Here is a 23,490-nt window from a genome sequence, read left to right on the forward strand (position 1 = left end):
GACAATTATTTATAAAAGAGAAACCCGCCACTACCGAAGCTTCGGTAATCGCGGGTTTCTTCAAAAAAAATGGTCTACAAGCTTATTCGTATTTTAAATATTTTAAAACATCAATTTTAGTTACCTGATAGGCTTTTGCCAGCACTATAAGCAGTGTCAGAACCAATAAAGAAACTAAAGCGATACTAAACGGAATAACTGAAATATTGATTCTGAAAGCAAAATCTTCAAGCCATTTTTGCAATAGGATATAAGCTGGAACAATTCCGACTGCAAATCCCATAAAGCAAAAAATGATATATTGTTTTGATAATTCTTTCAATAAAATATCAGTTTCTGCGCCCAATGTTTTTCTGATAGCTATTTCTTTCAAACGTCTTTCCATAGAGAAAGAGGCTAAAGCAAACAATCCAAATATAGCGATAATTATTACAACTAGATTCAAGATAAAAAACAAGTCTTTTTGTTTTACCTGTTCCTGATATGTCTTGGCAAAACCTTTATTTACAAATTCATAATCAAAAGGATAATCCGGATTTACATTTTTCTCCCAATATGCTTTTAAACCGGCCAATGTTTCACTTAAATTGTTTGGAGAAACCTTAACATAAATATTGTCAAAGTTATTCCATTTTAAAGTTTTAAGGTTGATGAAAACCATTGGAGGCACTTTATCCTGCAAACCGGTAATGTGAAAATCTTTTACAACTCCTACTATTTTAAATTTCATGTTTCCTTTTTCATTTCCCCAACCTGATGTGATAATTGTATTAATTGGGTTTTTTAGGTTTAATTTTTTAGCAAGCGTTTCGTTTATTAACCAGTTGTCTATAGTGTCTGAAGCAAACTTAGGCGACAAATCACGACCCTGTACAATTTTAATTTTCATCATTTCAAGAAAACCAAAATCCATTTCTACATTTCGAGGCTGTACAAAAATACTATTGTGTGTAAATCCTGAGCTTGAATTGGTGCTGTTTCCAAAACTTCCGGCAAAAGTTGTCACTCCTTTTACTCCTGCAATTTTACCAATTTCTTGTTTTGCAACTTGATATTTAGCTGTTTTCGTACGGAAATCAGTTAGGTTGTACGGAATTCTAATAATCTGATCACCACTAAAACCAAGGTCTTTATTCATCATATAATTAACCTGTGAGTTTACAATTAATGCACCAATTATAAAAAATGCAGCAATTCCAAACTGAAAAATCAACATCGAATTTCGAATCCAGATACCGCTTTTGCTTCTTGAGAAATTACCTTTTAAAACTTTTAAAGTTTCAAAATTTGAAATATAAATAGCAGGAAAAATACCCGCAAGAACGATCACTAATCCAAATATAAAAATAAGCTGCAGGTAAAATTCACCGCCATTCATAGTCAGGTTCTTTTTCAAAAAGTTGTTGTAATACGGTATTGAAAGCTCTACAATTGCTAATGCAAAGATGATAGCTAAAATGACAATTATGGCTGTTTCAAATATAAACTGAGCAATAATTTGTTTTTTAGTAGCACCTACAATTTTGCGTACACCAACTTCTTTAGCGCGTTTGATAGCAGAGGCCGTTGCCAGATTGATGTAATTAACCAGGGAAAGGGCTAAAATTAGAATGGACAATCCAACCATGATGTAAAGCAATTGCAAATTACCTCTTCCTTCTGGAAAATTGCGTCCTCCCGACGATTTTGTACCATATAGACGGGCCGTCTTAAGTTGGTCTATTATTACAGTCGTTTGTCCGTTTTCTTTAATATATTCTTCTGCAGTTTGTCCGTTTTCTTTGGCATCTTTTAAGGTTCTGTTGACAAAATCTACATTTTGCATTTTCTTTAAAACTGCTGCAGCATCGGCATTTTTTTTAATTTTAATCATCATGGCATAATTAAAATTTCCCCAGCTGTTTTGATCCTGTTCGCGTTTAACGTCGCCAAAAACGTAATTTGGTTCGATAGACGATGGTCGAATTAAGCGATAAATCGATTTGACAATGTAAAATTTACTATTGTAGTTGATTGATTTACCAATTGGATCTTCGTCTTTAAAAAGCAATTTTGCAGCTTCTTCAGATAAGGCAACGCTATTTTTCTCCTTTAAAATGTTAGTTTTAGCTCCTTTTATAATCGGGAACGGGAAAACATCAAAAAAGCCATTGTCAGAAACAGTAATCTTTTTATCCATTACTTTTTGATTCTGATATTTTATAGGCGCTTCATTGTACCAATTATTGAAGAAAGAAATAGTCTCGATTTCAGGAATCGTGGCCTTACAGGTTTCTCCAAACGGAATTGAATTGGTAGCCCAAGTATCGCCAGTTGTACCAATTTTATTCAGCGATTGATATACATTCTCTTTTTCAGGATTCCATTGATCGTAGGCGTTTTCGTTGTTCCAGTATAAAATTGCAAAAATTACTCCGGCAACGCCAATGCTTAATCCTAATACATTTAAAAACGAAAACAGTTTATTTTGCTTTAAATGATAAACAAATATTTTAAACCAGTTAAAAATCATGGTGTATTTTTTTATAGTTGTTAGTTTTTTAATAAGATCTAAAAGGTTTCTGTACCTAACAGATTTTTAGATCATTGCTAATATTTTGCAAACAAATCCAATTAGGATTGTGATTGCGGTTATAATAAATTTTATCATTTTGAAATTATTTAGCGTCCATAAAAACATCAACATTTCTCTGATTTAGTTTTTCAGAAAATATAACGCCATCTTTCATATGAATCGTTCTTTGCGAAAACGAAGCATCATAATCAGAGTGGGTCACCATTAAAATTGTCGCGCCTTTTGCGTGCAGATCAGTTAAAAGTTCCATTACTTCATTACCATTTTTACTGTCCAGATTTCCGGTTGGCTCATCGGCTAAAATGATTTTAGGATCATTAACCAAAGCTCTGGCAACGGCAACTCTCTGCTGTTGTCCTCCAGAAAGCTGCTGTGGATAATGTTTTAAACGGTGCGAGATATTTAATTTTTCAGCAATAGCCTCAATTTTTTGTTTTCTGTCTGATGCTTTTACATTGTTGTAAAGCAAAGGCAGTTCGATATTGTCATAAACATTTAGTTCGTCGATCAAGTTGAAATTCTGAAAAATGAATCCGATATTTTCTTTGCGAACCTGAGCTCTTCCTTTTTCTTTTAGACTAATCATTTCTTGGTCTAATAATTTGTAACTTCCATCAGTAGCACTGTCTAAAAGGCCAATAATGTTTAATAAAGTAGATTTTCCGCAACCTGAAGGTCCCATGATAGTTAAAAAATCACCTTTTTTAATTTCTAAAGAAATACCGCTTAACGCTGATGTTTCTACTTCTTCCGTTCTAAAAACTTTGGTTAAATTTTGAATTGTTATCATATTGTTTTGGAATTAAATGTTGTTAAAATGTTTTTTGATTGATGATTGAAACTTTTTTTAATTGTGAATTGTAAAATGTAAAATGTAAGATGTAAAATGTAAAATGTGACTGTAAACTGAGAACTGAGAACTGTTACTGAAAATTAATCGATAATTCCTCAACATCTTTATAATCTGTGTAAGATGATGTTATAACAGATTCTCCTTCTTTTAAGCCTTCTAGAATTTCATAATAAGAAGGATTTTCTCTTCCTAGTTTTATGTTTCTTCTTTCTGCTTTATTTCCTTTTACTACAAAAATCCATTTTCCTGCCGTTTCTTGATTAAAGCTTCCTTTAGAAACTACTAGAGTTTTATTTTTCTCCGATAAAATCAGCTTTACGCCAAAACTAAGTCCGTCTTGCAAAACGATTTGTTCTTTAGAGGTCAAAGCCAATTCTACAGTAAAATGACCACTTTTTACTTCCGGAATTACTTTGGTTACTAAAACTTCAAGTGTTTTTCCTTTAAATTCTACTTGCCCTTTTAAGCCTTCGCGAACCTTTTCTAAATAAAACTCATCAACATCAGCAGTCAATTTATATCCTTGTTTGGAGTCAATTTTCCCGATACTTTCTCCAGCCTGAAATGTTTTTCCTAAAACCGGTTCGAATGAAGTTAATCGGCCAGATTCTGGAGCAGTGATCAAAAAGTTCTTTTTGTTGTTTCTCAAAATATCCAAACTTTTTTCCATGGTCTGGATAGAGCGGTTGATCTGCGAAATCTGTACTTGATTCGATTGTTTTTCTTTTTGAATACTTTGCTGAATGGTTCTTTTTCGTTCTTCCTGAAAACGTAGGCTTTCCTTAAAAGTATTCCAGTCATTTTTAGAAATCACCTCTTTTTCAAACAATTTCGAATTCATATCGTATAATCTTTTGGCATCATTATAATCGTGTTCGATCAAAACCAAGTCTTTGTTTAGATTCAGCTCTTGATTTCTAATGTTTAGTTTTCCGCTGTTCAAATTATTAATCTGCTCAATAATGGCCGTTTCCTGAGTTAGATAATTCAACTCTGTATTTGGGTTGTACAAACGTGCCAGTGATTGCCCTTTGGTTACCATTGCGCCATTTTCTACAAATATCTCTTTTACAGATCCTCCTTCTGTAACATTTACAAGCATTACGTTCAGTGGTTCGACTTTGGCTTGAAAAACAACGAAATCTTCAAAAAAGGCTTTCTCGATTTTCTGAACCGTTATCTCTTCTGCCTTAACATTCAGACTTCTTTTGGTATTAAAAGAAAAAAAGATGATGGCGCCCAAAACTAAAAAAACAGCAATTGCTATTGTCAGATATCTAAATTTTCTATTTTTACGAGGAATTATCGTGTCCATTTTTTTAATAATTTACTGATTACCAATAGGTAAATACTGTGCCAATAAATTTATTATTTGTAAAGCATTGATTTTAAAGAAACTTTAAAAACGAATCCAAAAAAGGACTGTTCGATAATGAACAGTTGACCGTTCAAAAGCGGACAAAAAAAGACAGCATGCGAAAAAAACAAGCCCAAATATTAATTGTTGACGATCAGGAAGAAATTCTTTTTTCGGCAAAAATGATTCTCAAAAAACATTTTGAAACCATTTTTACCACAAACAGCCCTAAAAAAATCATTTCACTTTTAAGCGAAAATGAAATAAATGTGGTTTTGCTAGACATGAATTACCGAATTGGTTTTGAAGACGGACGCGAAGGAATTCATTGGCTTAAAGAAATAAAGACACTTTCGCCACAGACAGTAGTTATTTTAATGACTGCTTTTGGCAAAATTGATACCGCTGTCGAAGGTATAAAAATAGGTGCTTTTGATTATGTTTTAAAACCTTGGCACAACGAAAAACTACTGGAAACAATTGATAAGGCTGTCGCCGAAAGCCGAAAAAACAGCAAAAAAACAGTAGTTGAAAAAGTAGAAAAAAGGTATTTTGTTGGTACTTCTCAAAAAATAAAACACGCGTATTCTATTGCCGAAAGAGTGGCTAAAACGGATGCAAATGTTTTGATTTTAGGTGAGAATGGAACAGGAAAATATGTTTTTGCCGAATTCATTCACCAAAATTCACAACGAAAAGACGAACCTTTTGTACATGTAGATTTGGGATCATTAAGTGATAATTTATTCGAAAGCGAACTTTTTGGATATGCAAAAGGTGCTTTTACAGATGCAAAAACAGATACGCCCGGAAGGTTCGAAATGGCCCAGAATGGAACTATTTTTTTAGATGAAATTGGTAATATTCCGCTTCATCTGCAATCAAAATTATTACATGTTTTACAGACTAAAACCGTTACGCGTTTGGGCGAAAGCAAACCTCGGCCTTTAAATGTCCGTATAATTGCGGCAACAAATATTGATATTAAAGCGGAGGTAAAAAACAAAACTTTCCGCGAAGATTTGCTTTACCGAATTAATACGATGGAAATTCATCTTCCATCACTACGCGAACGAAAAGATGATATTGTTCCTATGGCCAATTTTATTCTCGATCAGATTGCCCAAAAATACAATTATGGTCCCGAAGCTTCGGCATGGCATTTTGAAGAGAATGCTGCACCATATTTAGAAAAATATCCATGGAAAGGAAATATTCGCGAAATGGAAAATAAGATCGAACGTGCTTTAATCTTAGCCGATAATAATACCATTTCAGTTCACGATTTAGATATTTTAGCATTTGACGATGTTCAGGAAAATGATGACAATGCGTTATCTGAAATGGAAAAAAATGCTATCGAAAAGGCATTATTTAAACATCACGGAAACATTAGTAAAACAGCTGAAGAACTCGGTTTGTCAAGGGCAGCCTTATACAGAAGAATTGAGAAATACGATTTAAAAAATATAGGTTAAAAATTTTTCTCTCAGATAAAAATGATTTTTAATTTACAATCTGCCAAATCTGCTGAATCTGCGAGAGATTACAGCAACTAAAAATCATTTTTATCTTGTAATCTGTGACAATAAAAAAAACAAAATGAAAAACTGGAAGTTCTATAACGCCTTATTTGTGAGAGTCTTATTTATTATGATTCTCTTTTTCTTTTGCGTTTTTCTAATTTATAATATGTTTTATTATAACGCTCTTGTAGTTGGTGTTTTTGTCGTTATATTGTTGTCAGAAATGTATTTTTATGTTAAAAACCGACTGCTTTTTTACGACAGAACTTTGCTTTCCATTTTAAAAAATGATTTTTCATCCAATTTTCCAGAGGAGAACAAAAAAGGCCATTTTGAAAATTTATACCTTTTGTACGAAACTTTAAAAGTACAGCAACAAGAACAAACTTCTAAAGAATTAGTTTATAAGTCGATTTTGAACAGTATTGATACCGCCACATTAATCCTAGAAAGAGAAAATGAGGATTGGGATATTTTTTTGATGAACGATTGTTTTTCGACTTTGTTTAAAGTGCCAAAAGTCAGTCAATGGAAATACCTTAAAAATTATTTGCCTTCGCTTTGTGCCGAAATTGAAACTGTTGGTTTTACCGAGTTAAAATCGGCAATTTCTATTAAAATCGAAGAGCAGGATTTGCAGACTTTTATGCTGCAGACTTCGCTTACAAAAACCTATAACAAAGAATATTTTATTATTTTATTAGATAGTATTCAGCGCGTTATTGAGAAAAAAGAAAAAGAAGCCTGGATTAATTTGATGAAAATTATTTCGCATGAATTAATGAATTCTTTAACGCCAATTCGTGCGCTTTCGCAGAATTTACTCCAAATTGTCGATCAGGAAAAACTCGAAGAAGATGATTTTGATGACATTAAAAGCAGTATTTCTACGATTATAAACAGAAGCGACCATTTGCAGGTTTTTGTTGAAAATTACAGAAAACTGGCCATGTTGCCGACACCAAATAAGCAGATGACGCCCATTAACGGATTGTTTGAAGATTGTTTGCGCATTATGAATCCGATTTTGAAAGCTGAAGGCATCGAATTGATGAATGAAATTAATAGTTCGCGTTCTATTTTAATAGATAAAAACCAAATGGAACAGGTAATTATAAATTTGATTACCAATAGTATTCACGCTTTAAAAGATAAAACAGAAAAGAAACTGATTCTTTCCAGCTATACAGAAAACAATCGCTTTTTTATCACGCTCTCTGATAACGGAAAAGGAATCGATCCGGAAATTCGGGACAAAGTATTTCTTCCATTTTTTACCACTAGAAAAGACGGCGCGGGAATTGGCTTAACGCTTTCAAAAAATATTATAGAAGCGCACGGCGGTTATCTAAGCTATCAAACCGATGAAGATAAAACGAGTTTTGTTATTTGTTTGATTTGATTTTTTTCCCCACCATATAAGTGATTTAAGTTCATTTAAATGTTGCGTATAAAATTTGACGCAAAGCTGTTTGTATTTAATCACGCAAAGAAGCCGAGTCGCAAAGAAAAACTTAAAAAAGAAAAACTTAGCGACTCTGCGTCTTTGCGATTAATTGATAAAGTAAAGCAAACTTAAAATGAACTTATATGGTTATATAAGTTCATTTAAATGTTGCGTATAAAATTTCAAGCAAAGCTGTTTGTATTTAATCGCGCAAAGAAGCAGAGTGGCAAAGAAAAACTTAAAAAAGAAAAACTTAGCGACTCTGCGTCTTTGCGCGATTAATTGATAAAGTAAAGCAAACTTAAAATGAACTTATATCATTTATAAGGTGGAAATTTCCGGTTCCCAGAAATGTTTTTCGAGATCTATAATTTGATTGTCGACAATTTTAATGCCTTCGCTTTCCAGTAATTGCTGCATTAAATTGGTTCCGTCAAAGTGATGTTTTCCGGTCAAAAGTCCTTTTCTGTTTACAACGCGATGCGCGGGAATATCGTCCATATTATGACACGCATTCATCGCCCAGCCAACCATTCGTGCAGAACGTGCGGTTCCTAAAGCTTTTGCAATTGCGCCATAAGAAGTTACTTTTCCGTACGGAATTTGCCTGGCAACCGCATACACTTTTTCGAAAAAATTATCTTCGGTCATAATTTGATTTTTAAAATTGTTTCTCGCAGATTTTGCAGATTAAGCGGATTAAAATTAAATCAAAAAACTTTAATTTGTGGCAAAAATAATCTGCCAAATCTGTGGTTTATGTTTTACCCAAAGTAGTAATTCAAAATATTAAAAAGTGTAAGGATAGCAACTAAACCCGTAATGCTGCCAATAATAGTGTTCATGTTTCGCATCAAATAATCCGTTTTCTTTTCTATTCTTCCAAAAAAGGCAATGTAGCTGTACAAAACAACAAACGAACCTAAAACAGAACCTAAAACAAAAGTAAAAATGATGTTGCTCTCAAAAACAAAAAGTTGGTAAGATGCCAAAGTAACACTTACCAAAACATAATACGGAATTGGAAAAAAGTTCAATCCCGAAAGCAGCATTCCTAAAAAGAAACGGCTTTTTTTACTGCTTTTTTTAATCTTCGATTTCTTTGCTTTGGGTTCTTTGGCGATAAACAAAAAGTATATCGTCAAGACCGAAAAAATACCGAATCCAACTTCACGCAGTAGAGTAACCACATCTGGCCGATTGTCAATTACCTGAGCAAATAAAACCGCTACATAAACCTGAAAAAAAATGACTAAAACAGCGCCAATTACAAACCACATTGCATTCTTTTTCCCTTCTTTCAGATTTATTTTCGCTGCTGTCATGTTGATTAAACCTGGCGGAATAATCCCTATAACTGCTGCAATAAAACCTGAAAGTAATGGAGTAAGTAATGCCATTCAATTATTTGATGGGTTAGAAAAAAACTGTTTTCAAAATTAAATTAATCTTTAATTTTGAAACGAATATACGTAATTGCCTTGTTAATTTCTAAATATTGTTTTTCATAGAAAGTTTGAAAAGCAGTAACTTCTTCTGGACTTCCTTCATTTTTATAGACATTATGATTGGCGTATAAAACCTCATGTCCTTCGCCGTGAAGCAATCCAAGCGTATATCCGTGCATAAATTCGCTGTCGGTTTTTAGGTTTACGACACCGTCTTTTTTAAGGATTTTTTTATACAATTTCAAAAATTCAGAATTTGTCATTCTGTGTTTTGTTCTTTTGTATTTGATTTGCGGATCCGGAAATGTAATCCAGATTTCATCTACTTCATTATCAGCAAAAATATGATTGATTAATTCGATTTGAGTTCGAACAAATGCAACGTTATGCAGTCCGTTTTCAACAGCGGTTTTTGCACCTCTCCAGAAACGAGCTCCTTTAATATCAATTCCGATAAAATTTTTGTTCGGATATCTTTCTGCTAATCCAACAGAATATTCTCCTTTTCCACATCCTAATTCTAAAACTAATGGATTGTCATTTTTAAAGAAATCAGAATTCCATTTTCCTTTCAGAGGCATTAAATCGCCTACAACTTCTTCTCTTGTTGGTTGAAAAACGTTTTCAAATGTTTCGTTTTCTCTGAATCTTTTTAGTTTATTTTTACTTCCCACTTGTACAAAAATTTTCCGCAAAATTAAGGAATATAAACGAATGAAAATAGTGCAATTAGGTTTTAAAAGTTTTTACAATAGATTTCACAAATTAGAAAGATTAATTATTTAATTAAAAATCATTTTAATTTGCGAAATCTGTGGTATATTTTCAACCGTAATGCGGTTCTGTAATGGGTTTTGATTTTGGATCTAATGTTTCGTCGTGCTGCGATAAATCAAGTCCGATGTGTTCGTTTTCTTCAGAAACACGAAGCGGAATAATAAAGTTGGTTACTTTAAACAAGAAATAAGCTCCGAAGAAAGTAAATATCGATACTAAAACTAAAGCCATCATATGATGCGCAAAAACGTTCCAGCCACCGTGTAATAAACTCGCATTTTCTCCGTGTGCGAAGATCGCAGTAAGGATCATCCCCATAATACCGCCAACGCCGTGACAAGCAAAAACATCAAGAGTGTCATCGAATCTTTTTGAGAAACTGCAGTTAACAACTGAGTTTGAAACCAAAGCAGTAATAAACCCGAAGAACATACTTTCAGGAACAGAAATATAACCTGCTGCCGGAGTTATGGCAACCAATCCAACAACAGCTCCAATGCAAGCGCCTAATGCCGAAACTTTTCTGCCGTTCATTCTATCAAAGAAAACCCAAGTTAACATGGCGGCTGCCGATGAAGTTGTTGTCGTTGCAAATGCCATTGCGGCAGTTCCGTTTGCAGCAAGAGCTGAACCAGCGTTGAAACCGAACCAGCCAAACCATAACATTCCAGTTCCTAATAATACAAACGGAATATTGGTTGGAATATGCTGGCTATTTTTTCTTTTTCCGAGAACTAAAACACCTGCCAAAGCAGCAAATCCAGAACTCATGTGAACTACCGTTCCGCCAGCGAAATCTTTAACGCCGAAATAACTTCCTAAAACACCTGTTGGATACCAAACAGAATGGCACAAAGGCGCATAAATAAATATAGTAAACAAACTGATGAATAATAAATACGATATAAAGCGAACACGTTCTGCAAATGAACCAGTAATAATTGCCGGCGCAATTATGGCAAATTTCATTTGAAACAGCGCAAACAGCATAAACGGAATTGTGCTTGCCAATTGTTTATGAGGCAAAACGCCCACATAATCCATAAAAGCAAAAGTAGTCGGATTTCCGAAGAAGCTGTAAAAGTGATCTCCAGAACCAAAACCTACTGGTTCTCCAAAAGCCAAGCTAAATCCGACAGCAACCCATAAAAGTGTTACTACGCCCAAACAAATGAAACTTTGCAGCATGGTTGAAATAACATTTTTCTTGCCTACCATACCGCCATAGAAAAAAGATAATCCCGGTGTCATGATTAAAACAAGACAGCAGGAAGTCAGCATCCAAGCGACATCTGCAGGAACAATATGGTCTATTGTACCAAACTTAGACAATACATAACTATTTTTAGTAACTGTTGGCCAAAATGCCCCTGTAATACAAACAATACTTATAATAATAAAGGAGATGATCCAGCGTCTTTCTATTTTCATTTTTCAAATACTTTATTGAACCCTATTTTTTTTGGGGTCAAAGTTAAAAAAAAATAGATATTTTGATTTTTAAGGCTTTAAAAATAGAGGCTTGTCTTTTATTTTAGTCGATTTTGTAAAATACAGGTCTTTTTTTTGAGACAATCTTATTTTGAACTTCTAAATTACAAAGAATTTTATCAATTGTATTATAATTAAATTGACAATAGGTTTGCTAAAGTGCTAGAAAAGTTAGGATTATAATAAGAAAGTTCTAAAATGTTTTATTTCTTCTTAAGTTTTGCAATCAGAATATCTTCGATTGGCGCTTTAGCTTTAGTTACGGCATCAACTTCGTCATTCGGAATCGTCATGGATAACACATAATGCTGGATTTTCCATTCGTTTCCTATTTTGACTAAAACGCCTGAACCGCGGCAGATTTTCATTTGCGTATTCAGCAATTCATCAAACCAAGCAATGGTTCCAGTTTTGTCAAAAAAGATATTGCGTTCTAAAGCAGTAAAATTCCAAGTTTTTCCTTTATCAAAAAATGGTTTCGCCCAAATTTTGAAATTCTTTTTAGTCCAGTTTTCAGTTGCATCTGTTCCTATAAAAATGGCATCATCAGCCATTAAATCAAAATAAGCATCGAACTTCACATCGGCAGCAGCTTTATGCCAAGTGTCTAGTGTTTGATTGATTTTGTCTTTATCAGAAGTTTGTGCATTTGCAAAAAATGTAACGAATAGAAGGAGTAGAATTGATTTTTTCATGAGTTAAGTTATTTGAGTTTAAAGGTAGGAATGATTTTTAAAGGATAAAAGGTTTCACCCAGATTTAGCAGATTTAGACAGATAGTCTAATATTTCATTCAGTTTAAAATCTGCGAGAAAAAAACTTCCCGCCTTACCGTTTTTGCGAGATTTAATCATAAAGTAAATCAAAAACTTAAAAGATCTTACATTACTTATATAGTTTAATTTTTTATATTTGAGTGCTCTAAAATACCACAAACATGAATCCGAAAACCATTATAAGTTCGATCGTTATTTCTTCTTTGCTTTTTGTGTCCTGCAAAAAAGAATTAGAACCACAACAAAGTACGCCTACTTCTGAATTAATTAAATTAGGTTTAGTAAAAGATACGGCAAAAGTCCAATCTGTAGTACAGGCACCCGCCACAAACCCAAATACAGTTTTAGGAGAAACCAAAGGTTTGAATCCCGCTCACGGACAGCCAGGTCACCGTTGCGATATTGCAGTTGGCGCACCATTGAATTCGGCACCAGCGCAAGGACAAACAGCACAGCCTGTTCAAACTGTTCAAGTAAATCCGAATCAGCAAAATAGAATTACGACAACAACAACTGTTGCGCAGCCGGTAAAAGTAGGGAAAGGAATGAATCCGTCGCACGGACAGCCAGGTCACAGATGTGATATTCCGGTTGGAGCACTTTTAAATTCTCCAGTTGCAAAACCAGTTGCTGCAACTCCAACACAAGGGGGAAGCACTTCACAAACCTTTACGGTAACACCACCAGCAGGAAATGCTGTTCCGGCTTTATTAAGTACAGAAGAACCAGTAGCAACAGCAGACGGAATGAACCCCGCACACGGAAAACCAGGTCACCGTTGCGATATTGCAGTTGGAGCTCCGTTACCAAAATCATAATTTTAGAGGTACAAAGTGGCAAAGGTGCAAAGTGATAAAGGTACAAAGGTTCAAAGTGGCAAAGTGACAAAGGTACAAGTGACAAAGGTACATAGGCGCAAAGAAAAACCTCTGAGCCTATGTACCTTTGAACCTTTGCAACTTTTCCCCCTAGTGCGCTTTCAGTTTTTCGAAAGTTGTAGTAAGTGATTTTTTTACTTTGCTTAAAGCACCGCTAAAAGCTTTTTCGATTGTATCAGCATGCTCTGTAACCGTTAAAGGCTGTAATTTTGCAGTGCGCACTTCGATCACGCATTTTTTATCGTTTAAGCTGAATTTCTCTCCATTTTCATCTCCAAAATGAACTTCAACTCGGGTAATTTTTTCCTCAAATCGAGCTAAGCCTTTTTCTAATTCTGCAGAAAAATAAGCTTCTAATCTTTCGTGTCCGTCAATGTTTTTATCTGTATTTATTTGAATTTTCATAAGGTATATATTTAATGATAGTTTCTCAAAGCTATCTCAATTAGAATGAAAAGACAAGCGAGTTAATAAAACATTATGAAAAATTTCGGGATTTTTTGTCATTCCCATAAAGGAGGAATTTTTGATAATTGCTCTCTCCTAAAATTAATCATATTTAGAATTTCCATAATGCAAGAGCCTAGATTCTTTTTGACATCGTTGCTCCAAAAACGCAGTACTTTCCAGTTTTGAGATTCTAAATAGGCATTGACTTCAATGTCTCTTTGCATATTCCGTTCAATTTTTTTGATCCAATATTCTGAATTGGTTTTTGGTTTTTTTTTGGTTTCCCAATCTTTTCCGTGGAAGAATTCACCATCAACAAAAATGGCAATTTTAAGAGGAGTAAAAGTTAAATCTGGACAGCCAAAGACTTTTTTGTTGTTTTTCCGATAACGCAAGCCTATATTCCATAACGCTTTTGCCAAAGTGATTTCTTCTTTGGTGTCTTTGCTTTTTATCGCACGCATGTTTTTAGAGCGCTGTTCCGGCGTAAAACAATCCATAATGAATAATTATTAAGGCGTTTAAATTTAATAATTAGTGGTATTTTATGGGTTATAGGTTGTTGGGGGAATGTTTTATAATTTACATTGAAAGTGATCTTAAATTGTAATGTCAATAATTTCATTTTCTTTGTACAAATTTGATAAATTTCCAGATTTAATTCTAAATTGACTTCTCTTTTTTATTAAGGGTTTTGTTGAGATATCTAATATTGCTATTAATATCTCATTTTTCTAAGACAAAATCAATGTTTAAAACGAAATTCGTTATGGTATTTGAGAAATTCAATATCTGGAAAAAATCTTGATGGTAATATTATGTCTTGATTGTCAAACTTTAAAAAATAATCTTCAATCGATTTTGATTTTTTTTGTTTTAATAAAGTAGAAGAAATTTTGATTTTAAAATCAGTTGTAATAGTCAATAAGCCAGTTTCAAAAGCTTTATCGTGAAGTGCGTTAATTGCAATTCCATTTTGAGGATTTAATCTGTTTTTTTCATCAACACTCCAAGGTTTTATATGACCAGCTATTAAAAATTCTGGTTGCTGAATCCCAGTTATGCAACAAGTGTTGTTATAAGATGCTAAGATTGAACTTCTAAAAAATGATTGATTAACTCGAACCTTTAAAAGTTGATCTCTGGTTTTTCCTTCTTTTTGTAATTCAAATTCTGGAATATGATTTAATTGTTCAATGGACATATGCTCAAAATTTGCTAATAATTTTTCACTTTCAAAAGGCAGAATGTCTAAGTTCTCAAAAAATTCGTTCCATATTTTGACATCTAATTTACTCGTGTTTGATGCACCTTTAATTCCTCTTGCTTTCAAACTTGGGTCAAGACTTGCAAAATTTACAAGTTTGTAGGCAACTGAGTCTGGTGTTCTTCCAATAAGATTTGCAAGGTGAATTACTGCCGGATTTAAACGGTGTAATCTACCAAATGGTAATTTGTAATATAAATTTACTGTAACAATTAATTCTTCTCTTGTCCAAAGTTTTTGCCCTTCTTTCATATTTCATCTTCATTATCACTTTCTAAAACAAATTGAAAATTGCATTCTTCAGAAAGACATTCATGTTGTTGAGCCAGCTCAAACTCTTTGACCAATTTTGTTCTATTTCCACATTTAGGACAAGTTGTTGGTTGGTCAGAAGTTAAAAATATTTCTAATTTTTGTATCATTTTTTTAAAATTATAATCATTAAAAAAAGCCCGGCAATCTATTGAACAGTGTTTTTTCTATAATTTATTAATATTTCGTTGATCTTTTTCAATATCTGAAATATAGTCTTAAATATTTAATTTCAATATAAAAAATATATGTTATTGATTTATATTTTTGTTAGAATAATTTCATTTGGAATAATAAATTTAATTTCAATCTGTCCCCAATTTGAGCATTAATATGAGCAAACCAATCACCAAGTAATTCTAGATTCCCTGAGCCATGAAATTGTTTTTCAAATTCCTGTTTGTGTTGATTATCTGAAGCTAATAATTTTTGATTAACCAAAAAACCATCAGAATTACTAAAATCATATTCTGCAGATCTTATATTTGAATTATTATTTGTAATGTTAAAATTATAGGTGGCTTCTGAGGGTATTTGTAAATATCCTTCTCCAACTCTAATTTCGCGACTATTCGTATATCTAAATTCGCCCCATTCTAAATTCGCTTTTTTAAAGTTGTGATAAATGAATCTCCTGTGGTATGTTTTTTATGGTTTGAGTTATTGATCCAAGTATGACAATAAGATAAAAATCTTAACAGAGTACATATACGGGTTTTATGATTACTTATAAATCAGTCCTACTTCCCCTTCTTCCCCCACTTAATTTTCATTTTACCAGCATCATCCACAGCTACTAAATGCAAAACAATTCCTTTTTCGCGGACGGCATCGCGCTCGGCTTGGCTGGACAATTGAGCGTCGTTTTTAGAATTTCGGAGTGGGATTGTCAATGCTAGATTTGTACCGCTTCCGAAAGAGTAAATACCTTCAGCATCGAGATTTAAAACGCTGGAACTGATCGTTAAATTATTAATATCGACCTGCTCACCGCGCAATTTAAAATTCCCAGATAAATCACTGAATGTAATATTCTTGACATCGCGAAAAGGAAACGCAAATTTGCCCACTTTTACAATAGGTTCAAAGTTTAATAAGGCGCCTTGGTTGACATTGAAAGTCAGATTTCCGTGCATCGAATTGGTAATTAATTCACCTTGGCTGTTAATAAAACCGGTAACATTTGCCTGACTGCTCAGCCTGCCTTTTAGGTTTTTCGGGCTAAAAGAGGTGATGCCGAAATTGTTAAACGATTTCAAAAAACTAGAAATATCTACGCGAGTAACCTGCGCGTTTGAGCTGAAATTAAAATTCTTGCCATTGGGCGATACAACGCTGTTAAAAGTAATGCTTCCGCCAGAAGTCTGCAGTGAACCATTTTTGATGATGAGCTTAGAATCAATCATCATGATTTCGGCTTTTGTGTTGCTGGCCGTCAAGTGGTTGTATACTATTTTGTCGGCTTTAAAGTTGATGTCTACAATGCATTTTTCAATGGTACTTCGCAGTTGTTCAGACATCGTAACTCTTTTTTTAGGTTTCGATGCTGTTTTCTTTTTTTGCGAACTCGACAAAACACTCAAGAATTGTTTCATGTCGAGATTTGGGCAATAAATATCCCAATTTACGACCATTTTTTCTGGCGCATCATAATATAAATTCAAGAAATTATCGATTTTGCCTTCCATAAAAACGGTGTTGTTTTTGTGTTTGTAGGCAATTTTTTTAATCAGCAAAGCTTTTTCAGTAAAGTCAAGCTGAACATTGATTTTTTCGGCGTGAATGTCTTTCGGAATAAAATGAAATGACGTATTTTCTACATTTACATTTCCTATAAATCGGGGTTTTGTAATATACAGATCGACAATATCAAATTGGAATTTTAAATTCGCTTTAGCATGTCCTTCTGAAAACTGTATCCATTTGTCATTGCTCATTTCGTTCAGTCTGGTAACGTCAAAATCAGCATTTACGAGGCCGGTTGCAATGGGTTTTTCGAGATTATTGATGGTTACTTGCGGTACAATAATGGGAACATTCTGGAAATTTCCAGACAAATGTGTTATAATTACAGCCGAATTAGCATCATTAAAACCCGCAGAAGGCTTGAAATTATTGGTAAAAATACCTTTAAAACTGCAGTCTGTCAGCAATCCGTCGGGAATACTTAATTCGTTGTTTTTAATTATCGCCTGAACCACAATTTTCGGGTCTCCTTCGGCATTAAAATCGCCTTTGATGTCGCAATTGACATCAATTTCCTTTTTCAAATCAAATCGGTTTAATTTAGAACTGATGTTTCCCGACAGTAAATTCGAAGCATTTTTCCATAAAATAGTGGTTCCAATATTGATTCCGAAAAGCGCATTTCCTTTGGCTAAATTAAAAAAGGCAACAATGTCAAAAGCATCAGTTCCAATTTTGAGATTTTCTGTTTTTACATCGATTTTTTCTTTTTCAGACGAATACGAAACATCAAAAGTTCCTTTGAGCTGTTTTTCTTTGGCAAAACTTCCGTGAACGGTATTAAAAGCCAAACTTTTAATTTGAGTATCTAAAAATACATTGGTCTGCCAATCGTCTCCATCATAATCTACTTTCGTTTTTAAACTGGCCACATCAAAATCAAACAATTTATGTCCAATTCTGTTGTCTAAAATAAAATGAACTTTACTGAGGTCAACTTGGTCAATTGTAGTTTCTCTATCCGATGTATTTTCTGGAGATTTTTTCTTTTTTGGTTTAAAAATATCAGAATTCGAATAACCGTTTTCGGCTTTATAAAGATAAATTTCGGCGTCGTTGATGAGTATTTTGTGAATGTTGATTTCGTTTTGTATTAAACTCCAGACATTCAATCTCGCTTCAATTTCTTTGGCTTTCAATAAAGTATGCTGGTGTGTTTTCCATTGTTTGTCTTTGAGTTCGACATCTTTTAGGGCAAGAGTAAAATTCGGGAAACCCGTTAAAAATTTATACTGAAAATCGCCAACATGAAATTCTCCATTTATATTTTCATTAATCTTCGTGTTGATTTTGGCAATGATTTCGGTTTTATTTCTATTAAAATAAACCGACAATGCGCCACAGACAATTAAAAGCAATGCAACAAGTCCTAAAACAAAAAAGCCAAAACGTTTGGCGTATTTTTTAAAAGGTGCTGATTGCAAAAAGGCTTTTATTTTATATAAAGTTTCTTTCATCTGGACGAATTTTCTTAATCATTAAAGATAAGATAAAAAATTTTCTTAATTAAAATTATGATTTTCAATTTATTAGTAATTAATAGCTTGTCAATAAATGACTTATTAGTCTTATAATTAATGACAATACATTTATAATCAAAACTAATTTGCGAATGGTGTTTGATTCGTATTTAATTTTTAAATTTGTAGTCTAGTTTGAAGCTTTTAACTATTCAGACGATAATTTAAATATAAGATATTATGGCATTAGCAATAACAGATGCTACTTTTGATGAAGTAGTTTTAAAATCAGATAAACCAGTAATGGTAGATTTTTGGGCAGCATGGTGCGGTCCTTGTAGAATGGTTGGTCCAATCATTGACCAATTGAGCGACGAGTACGCAGGTAAAGTAGTTGTTGGTAAAGTAGATGTAGATGCAAACCAAGAATTCGCTGCAAAATATGGTGTGCGCAACATACCAACCGTTTTGGTGTTTCATAACGGTGAAGTAGTAGGAAAACAAGTAGGAGTTGCTCCGAAACAAACCTACGCAGATAGTTTAGACGCTTTGTTGTAATCGTAAGATTATGATTTATATAAAGAAGGTTTGGCGAAAGTCAAGCCTTTTTTATTGCTTTTAATTTTTTAAACATATAGAAACATAGCTTTTTTTTGAGTATAAAAGGCGTTTCACTTACAGAAACACACATAACTATGTGCTTTTAAACAAATAAAATGTCTTTTTTAAGTTTACAAAAATCTATGTTTCTATGCGTTTAAATGATTTCTTTGAAATATAATCAAGAAAGTGGTTCCTACATCAGGTTTTGAAACGACTTCTATTTTGCAGTTAATTGCGGTTGCCAAATCCCGAATTAAATGTAATCCTAAACCAGATTTTATTCCGATAACTTCAGAATCATCGTAAAGAGCTTTGAATTTTTCCTGACTGCCGCCCGGGCCGTTATCTGTTATCGAAAGATAAATTTGATTGTTTTTTTGCCAAGCTTTCCAGATTATTTTTCCGTTTGGAGTTTTATCAAGCGCTTTGATAGCATTTCCGGTAAGATTTCGCATTATGGTTTTCAGATAATTTTCATCTGTATTTAAAATGATCTTTTCTGGGTCTTCAAATGAAAGCGTTATGTTTTCGATATTTGAAAAATGTTTTAGAGTTTCTTCGAATAAACCCTCAACCGAAAATTGGTGCGCATTAGGTTTGAAGTTTTCCATCTGTCCTTTGCTCCATAATAAAATATCTTCCATAGAAGATAATAAATTCTCCGCTCCAGTAATAACTTTCGTTTGCATACGCTGCGCTGTGGCTTCGTCAATTAATTCTGGATTCTCTTTTTGAAGATGTAAAAAGTGAATCAGGTTCGAAACCGGACTTCGCAAATCATGGTTTAAAATACCAAAGAAACGTGCTTTTGTCTTATTTGCATCATCTAATTCCTGATTCAAAAGCTGTAATTTCTGATTGGTTTTTTTGCGGTTTCGGCTCTGCATAAACAGCAATAAGACAATTATGCCAACCAAAATCAAGCCGGCAATTAAAAAGAAACGCTGTTTTTTTGCTTCTTCAATCTGAATGTTTTTAATTGTATTTTGTGTCGAAAGCGTTTTAATTTCTTGACCTTTAACTTTGTTTTGATAACGTGCTTCGGCATTTGCAATACTTTGTTTCGCTGATTCCAGCATCATTTCGTCATTGGCCTTGCTGTAAATTTCATTAAAATCATAAGCTTTTTTCCAAAGTCCTAGCGCCGCATAACTTTGCGAAAGCTTTTTATTGATCATCACATACGATTCCTTGTCGTAGGTATAAGCATTTTTAGAGGCCAATGTCAAGATTTCAATTGCCTTTTTATATTCTCCTTTTTCATATAAAACCCTTCCCATTACGGTATTGGCTTCCATGATAATGTCTTCGTCAGTAGATTTTTGTCCCAATAAAACTGCTTTTTTGGCATATTTGTAAGCAATGTCTGTCTTTCCTTCGGCAACATAATAGTCAGACAGGCTTCTGTTGGCAAAACTTAAATTAATAAATAAGGAATCTTGTTTGGTTGGATAGGTATAAATCAAGCGATAATATTTCTGAATGCTGTCGAGCTTTTTTAACGGCACAAAACATTGCAGGTAGTAATTGCATAAAAAAGCGCTTACGTAAGGAGAATTTTTTACATAAGGTTTTGCATCGTTTAGATAATCGATCGCTTTATCGTATTGTTTCATTTTGGTATACGCAGCAGCAATCTGGCTGTATGAAATTCCGATGTTTTCGTAATTGGTCGGGCTTTTTTGAATTTTCTTTTTATAATCAATAGCCTTCAGCTGATACCCAATAAAAGTTTCATACGCACCATTATCGAGATAATATTCAGCCACACTTCCGTAAAGAACAGCGTGGGCATAAACACTTTTTGTGGTATCTGCGACTTTTTTGATGTAATCAATTAAATGAACCCTTTTTGTAGTTGCATTAAGGGCGTAATACATGTAACTCAGGCGCATTAAAGTATTTACTTCTATTTTAAGATGTTTCGCTTTCTGGGCATATTTTAGAGATAACTCGTAATTATCAGCCGCTTTTTGATATTTGTTATTGCTGAACTCATATGCAAATCCTTTAAAATAATAGAATTTACTCAAAAATGCTGGATGATTTTTAGAGAGATTTATTCCTTTGTCAGCCTGAATGATAAGTTTGGGATATGCTTCGATGTTTTTAATTTCATTGCAATATTTAACCCAGGCAACAAGTTTTTGATGTGTCGTTTTATAACGCGCTAAATTTGGTTCTTGTTGTCCAAAAACCGAAAAGGAGATAAAAACAAAAACCAAAAAACCTATTTTTCTCATGAGAACAGGTTTAGATTTTCTTTATAACTTCTTCCCACAGGAATGGCAATGTTATTGTTCAATATGATTTCCGAAGAATTAATTTTTTGGATAAATTGTTTCTGAACTGCAAAACTCCTGTGAATTCTGATAAAAGATTGAAAATGATCTTCTTTCAAAAGATTTCCGATGCTCGCTAAAACACAATGTCTTTTTTTATTGGTAATAATCAGCGTGTAGTCTTTTAAAGCTTCGAGGTATAAAATATCATGCAGTTTTACTTTGGTCTGTTCGTGTCCTTCTTTTATGTAAATAGTGTCACCGCCAATACTGGCTTCAAAAAGCAATGCTTTGAGTTTTATTTCCATAAATTCTTCAATACGGCTTACGGTTTGTGCAAAGCGATCGAGTTTTAATGGTTTTACGATAAAATCCAAGGTTTCAATTTCAAAACTTTCTACAGCATGTTCTGGATGTGCTGTTATGAAAATACAAACGGGAATTTCTAATGCTTGTTTTCTAAACTCGATTCCGTTTAAGCCAGGCATATCGATATCCAGAAATAAAATATCGACTTTTTCTTTTTCGATAAACGGAAGCGCTTCTTCAGCCGACTCAAAAACACCTATAATATCTAAAATCGGAAACTTTTTAGCAAACGAAACTACCGTCAGTCTGTCTATTTCGTCATCGTCAATAATAATACAAGTGTACTTTTTTATCATTTGATTTGGTTTTATGTCGTCTGTCTATTTAAAATGCTGTTTGTCTATTAGTGGTTTTTCGCCCCGTTTTAATCCCGCAAATTTGCCATGTAATTAATTCGTCAGATAAAAATAAAGTATTCTGACTGTTACAAAAATAATGTTATTGAATTAAAAACTAACCATTTAATGAATTATTAAAATCAAATTACTATGAAATTTTCAAAAACCATTTTTACAATCTTATTAGTTGCCATTTCTACAGTTTCATGCAGCAGCGATGACGGGGCAGACGGAGTTGACGGACAAACAGGAGCAACAGGACCTGCAGGATCAGCAAATGTTATTTACAGTGCGTGGATAACAGCGCCAACAGCAGCAGCAGAAACAATAGATGGTACGTCAGGAATGTCAACAACTATTAATGCACCTGAATTATCAGCAGATATTCTGGCAAAAGGAACCATATTAGTATATGTTTCGTTCGGATCAGGTACTTACACATTGCCTTACACATCAACGGCTGGCGGATTTGTCAATACAATTACAGCTATTTCGACTTTGCAAAAAATCAAATTGTTCAGATTCAGACATGATGCAGGCGGAACAGTGAATCTTCCAACAACGCTTAGCTGGCGCTATATTTTGATTCCTGGAGGTGTAGCCGCAACAGCAAAAACAGCAAAACTGGATTATTCTAAAATGAGTTACGAAGAAGTTTGTGCACATTTTAATATTCAGTAGCAAGAGTCATTTAATCATTTTTAAAACTAATTATTATGAAATCTTTTAAAACCATTTTTACCATTCTAACAGTTGCATTAGTAACTTTTTCGTGCAGCAGTGATGACGACAAAGACAAAGTTACTTATAATGAAGAAAATCCGTTAGATGCCTATATGGCCGCATCAGGATTTAGCCAAAAGGCAGTAGATGTAAAAAACTCAGGAATTTACGAATACGGATTCAGTTTTAAACCAACTGTAACAGGAAAAATAAAATCATTAATCGTTAAAATTCCAGATGTAAACAGCGCATTAAGAATTACGTTATGGGATGTCGCGACAAAAACAGTTATAAAATCTGAAACATTAAATGTTGCAACGGCAAACGTAACAGTAGAAAAAACAATATCTCCAATCGCTTTGACTAAAGACAAAGAATACTTCTTTACAGTAAACAGCGATGACTGGATTAACAGAACAAAAACAGACGGATCTGCAGTAACTTATCCTATTGTAGCTGGAAATATAACAATCACTGGTTATGCTTATATATCGAGTACAGCGGCTGAAACTATTTTCCCTACAAATGCACGTAATACCTATTACGCTGGAGATATTACTTTTAAATTTCAACAAACTGAGTAATTTGTTTTTTTGGATATAGTTTGAATTAGTAAGTTTGGAAGAAGGTTTGGCTGCGGTCAAGCCTTTTTTGTTTGAGAATTTTTTCCACAGATTAAAAGAATTAAAATGGATTTTTTAATCTGTGAGAATCATTTCATCTGTGGATGACTTTTTAAGCAGTATCAAAATAATTAGTCGAAATTAATGAAATTCATGGCAAACATTTTTTATTTTTAACGAATCTTATAT

21 protein-coding genes are annotated in these 23,490 nt (G+C 33.4%); 6 read left to right on the forward strand and 15 right to left on the reverse strand.

The annotated features are described in order from the left end of the window. Positions 1–82: 82 nt before the first annotated feature. The 3 genes from IRZ83_RS07765 to IRZ83_RS07775 all read right to left on the reverse strand — a co-directional run bounded on the left by IRZ83_RS07765 (position 83) and on the right by IRZ83_RS07775 (position 4,743). Entirely contained in the window at positions 83–2,512 is a 2,430-nt protein-coding gene (locus tag IRZ83_RS07765; RefSeq protein ID WP_194567914.1) for an ABC transporter permease, read from the reverse strand. Between the two features lie 145 nt (positions 2,513–2,657). Next, the gene (locus IRZ83_RS07770; RefSeq protein ID WP_029271653.1) at positions 2,658–3,365 is read right to left on the reverse strand and encodes an ABC transporter ATP-binding protein; all 708 of its coding nucleotides are present in this window, start codon (positions 3,363–3,365) and stop codon (positions 2,658–2,660) included. A gap of 133 nt (positions 3,366–3,498) precedes the next feature. Beyond that, positions 3,499–4,743 (reverse strand): efflux RND transporter periplasmic adaptor subunit, encoded by a 1,245-nt coding sequence (locus IRZ83_RS07775; protein ID WP_194567915.1) that lies wholly within the window; start codon positions 4,741–4,743, stop codon positions 3,499–3,501. A 158-nt stretch (positions 4,744–4,901) separates the two neighbouring features. Here IRZ83_RS07775 and IRZ83_RS07780 point away from each other — a divergent pair, with 158 nt between their 5' ends. Continuing rightward, positions 4,902–6,263, forward strand: coding sequence for a sigma-54-dependent transcriptional regulator (locus IRZ83_RS07780; RefSeq protein ID WP_194567917.1), 1,362 nt, complete (start codon positions 4,902–4,904; stop codon positions 6,261–6,263). Positions 6,264–6,387: 124 nt separating this feature from the next. Further along, positions 6,388–7,713 carry a sensor histidine kinase gene (locus tag IRZ83_RS07785; protein ID WP_194567919.1) on the forward strand — a complete coding sequence of 442 codons (1,326 nt, stop codon included), beginning with the start codon at positions 6,388–6,390 and terminating at the stop codon, positions 7,711–7,713. 366 nt (positions 7,714–8,079) lie between these two features. On the opposite strand, the gene IRZ83_RS07790 is transcribed toward IRZ83_RS07785, so the two are convergent. From IRZ83_RS07790 to IRZ83_RS07810, 5 genes are all read right to left on the reverse strand, one after another. Beyond that, on the reverse strand, positions 8,080–8,409 hold the full coding sequence (locus IRZ83_RS07790) for an MGMT family protein (RefSeq protein WP_194567921.1): 330 nt from the start codon (positions 8,407–8,409) through the stop codon (positions 8,080–8,082). A 113-nt stretch (positions 8,410–8,522) separates the two neighbouring features. Continuing rightward, positions 8,523–9,158, reverse strand: coding sequence for a LysE family transporter (locus tag IRZ83_RS07795; RefSeq protein WP_029271658.1), 636 nt, complete (start codon positions 9,156–9,158; stop codon positions 8,523–8,525). Between the two features lie 44 nt (positions 9,159–9,202). Further along, on the reverse strand, positions 9,203–9,880 hold the full coding sequence (gene trmB / locus IRZ83_RS07800) for a tRNA (guanosine(46)-N7)-methyltransferase TrmB (protein WP_029271659.1): 678 nt from the start codon (positions 9,878–9,880) through the stop codon (positions 9,203–9,205). A 151-nt stretch (positions 9,881–10,031) separates the two neighbouring features. After that, positions 10,032–11,414, reverse strand: coding sequence for an ammonium transporter (locus IRZ83_RS07805; protein ID WP_194567923.1), 1,383 nt, complete (start codon positions 11,412–11,414; stop codon positions 10,032–10,034). A 263-nt stretch (positions 11,415–11,677) separates the two neighbouring features. Next, a complete protein-coding gene (locus IRZ83_RS07810) occupies positions 11,678–12,169 on the reverse strand; it encodes a nuclear transport factor 2 family protein (RefSeq protein ID WP_194567925.1) in 492 nt (163 codons plus the stop codon). 242 nt (positions 12,170–12,411) lie between these two features. Here IRZ83_RS07810 and IRZ83_RS07815 point away from each other — a divergent pair, with 242 nt between their 5' ends. Continuing rightward, entirely contained in the window at positions 12,412–13,068 is a 657-nt protein-coding gene (locus IRZ83_RS07815; RefSeq protein ID WP_194567927.1) for a hypothetical protein, read from the forward strand. A 150-nt stretch (positions 13,069–13,218) separates the two neighbouring features. Here IRZ83_RS07815 and IRZ83_RS07820 read toward each other — a convergent pair whose 3' ends face one another. From IRZ83_RS07820 to IRZ83_RS07840, 5 genes are all read right to left on the reverse strand, one after another. Continuing rightward, entirely contained in the window at positions 13,219–13,533 is a 315-nt protein-coding gene (locus tag IRZ83_RS07820; protein WP_194567929.1) for an HPF/RaiA family ribosome-associated protein, read from the reverse strand. 98 nt (positions 13,534–13,631) lie between these two features. Further along, on the reverse strand, positions 13,632–14,078 hold the full coding sequence (locus tag IRZ83_RS07825; protein ID WP_194567931.1) for a very short patch repair endonuclease: 447 nt from the start codon (positions 14,076–14,078) through the stop codon (positions 13,632–13,634). A gap of 245 nt (positions 14,079–14,323) precedes the next feature. After that, the gene (locus tag IRZ83_RS07830) at positions 14,324–15,097 is read right to left on the reverse strand and encodes an HNH endonuclease (RefSeq protein WP_194567933.1); all 774 of its coding nucleotides are present in this window, start codon (positions 15,095–15,097) and stop codon (positions 14,324–14,326) included. Continuing rightward, entirely contained in the window at positions 15,094–15,267 is a 174-nt protein-coding gene (locus tag IRZ83_RS07835; protein ID WP_194567935.1) for a hypothetical protein, read from the reverse strand. Before IRZ83_RS07835 ends, IRZ83_RS07830 begins: the two co-directional genes overlap by 4 nt. Before the next feature lie 630 nt (positions 15,268–15,897). Next, positions 15,898–18,360 (reverse strand): AsmA family protein, encoded by a 2,463-nt coding sequence (locus IRZ83_RS07840; protein ID WP_194567937.1) that lies wholly within the window; start codon positions 18,358–18,360, stop codon positions 15,898–15,900. A 243-nt stretch (positions 18,361–18,603) separates the two neighbouring features. Here IRZ83_RS07840 and trxA point away from each other — a divergent pair, with 243 nt between their 5' ends. After that, positions 18,604–18,921: a thioredoxin gene (gene trxA, locus IRZ83_RS07845; protein WP_012023423.1), complete on the forward strand. Its 318-nt coding sequence runs from the start codon at positions 18,604–18,606 to the stop codon at positions 18,919–18,921. A gap of 191 nt (positions 18,922–19,112) precedes the next feature. Here the strand turns inward: trxA and IRZ83_RS07850 are convergent, their stop codons facing one another. Both IRZ83_RS07850 and IRZ83_RS07855 read right to left on the reverse strand, forming a co-directional pair. Beyond that, positions 19,113–21,209, reverse strand: a complete 2,097-nt coding sequence (locus IRZ83_RS07850; RefSeq protein WP_194567939.1) for an ATP-binding protein — start codon at positions 21,207–21,209, stop codon at positions 19,113–19,115. Beyond that, the gene (locus tag IRZ83_RS07855) at positions 21,206–21,913 is read right to left on the reverse strand and encodes a LytR/AlgR family response regulator transcription factor (RefSeq protein WP_194567941.1); all 708 of its coding nucleotides are present in this window, start codon (positions 21,911–21,913) and stop codon (positions 21,206–21,208) included. The genes IRZ83_RS07850 and IRZ83_RS07855 overlap by 4 nt, the downstream gene beginning before the upstream one ends. Positions 21,914–22,105: 192 nt before the next feature. On the opposite strand from IRZ83_RS07855, the gene IRZ83_RS07860 reads away from it, so the two are divergent. Next, the gene (locus IRZ83_RS07860; protein ID WP_194567943.1) at positions 22,106–22,636 is read left to right on the forward strand and encodes a hypothetical protein; all 531 of its coding nucleotides are present in this window, start codon (positions 22,106–22,108) and stop codon (positions 22,634–22,636) included. A gap of 35 nt (positions 22,637–22,671) precedes the next feature. Continuing rightward, the gene (locus IRZ83_RS07865) at positions 22,672–23,262 is read left to right on the forward strand and encodes a DUF4082 domain-containing protein (RefSeq protein ID WP_194567944.1); all 591 of its coding nucleotides are present in this window, start codon (positions 22,672–22,674) and stop codon (positions 23,260–23,262) included. Positions 23,263–23,490 lie beyond the last annotated feature (228 nt).

It is taken from the genome of Flavobacterium sp. JLP (genome assembly GCF_015350755.1).
In the GTDB taxonomy this organism is placed as follows: Bacteria; Bacteroidota; Bacteroidia; order Flavobacteriales; family Flavobacteriaceae; genus Flavobacterium.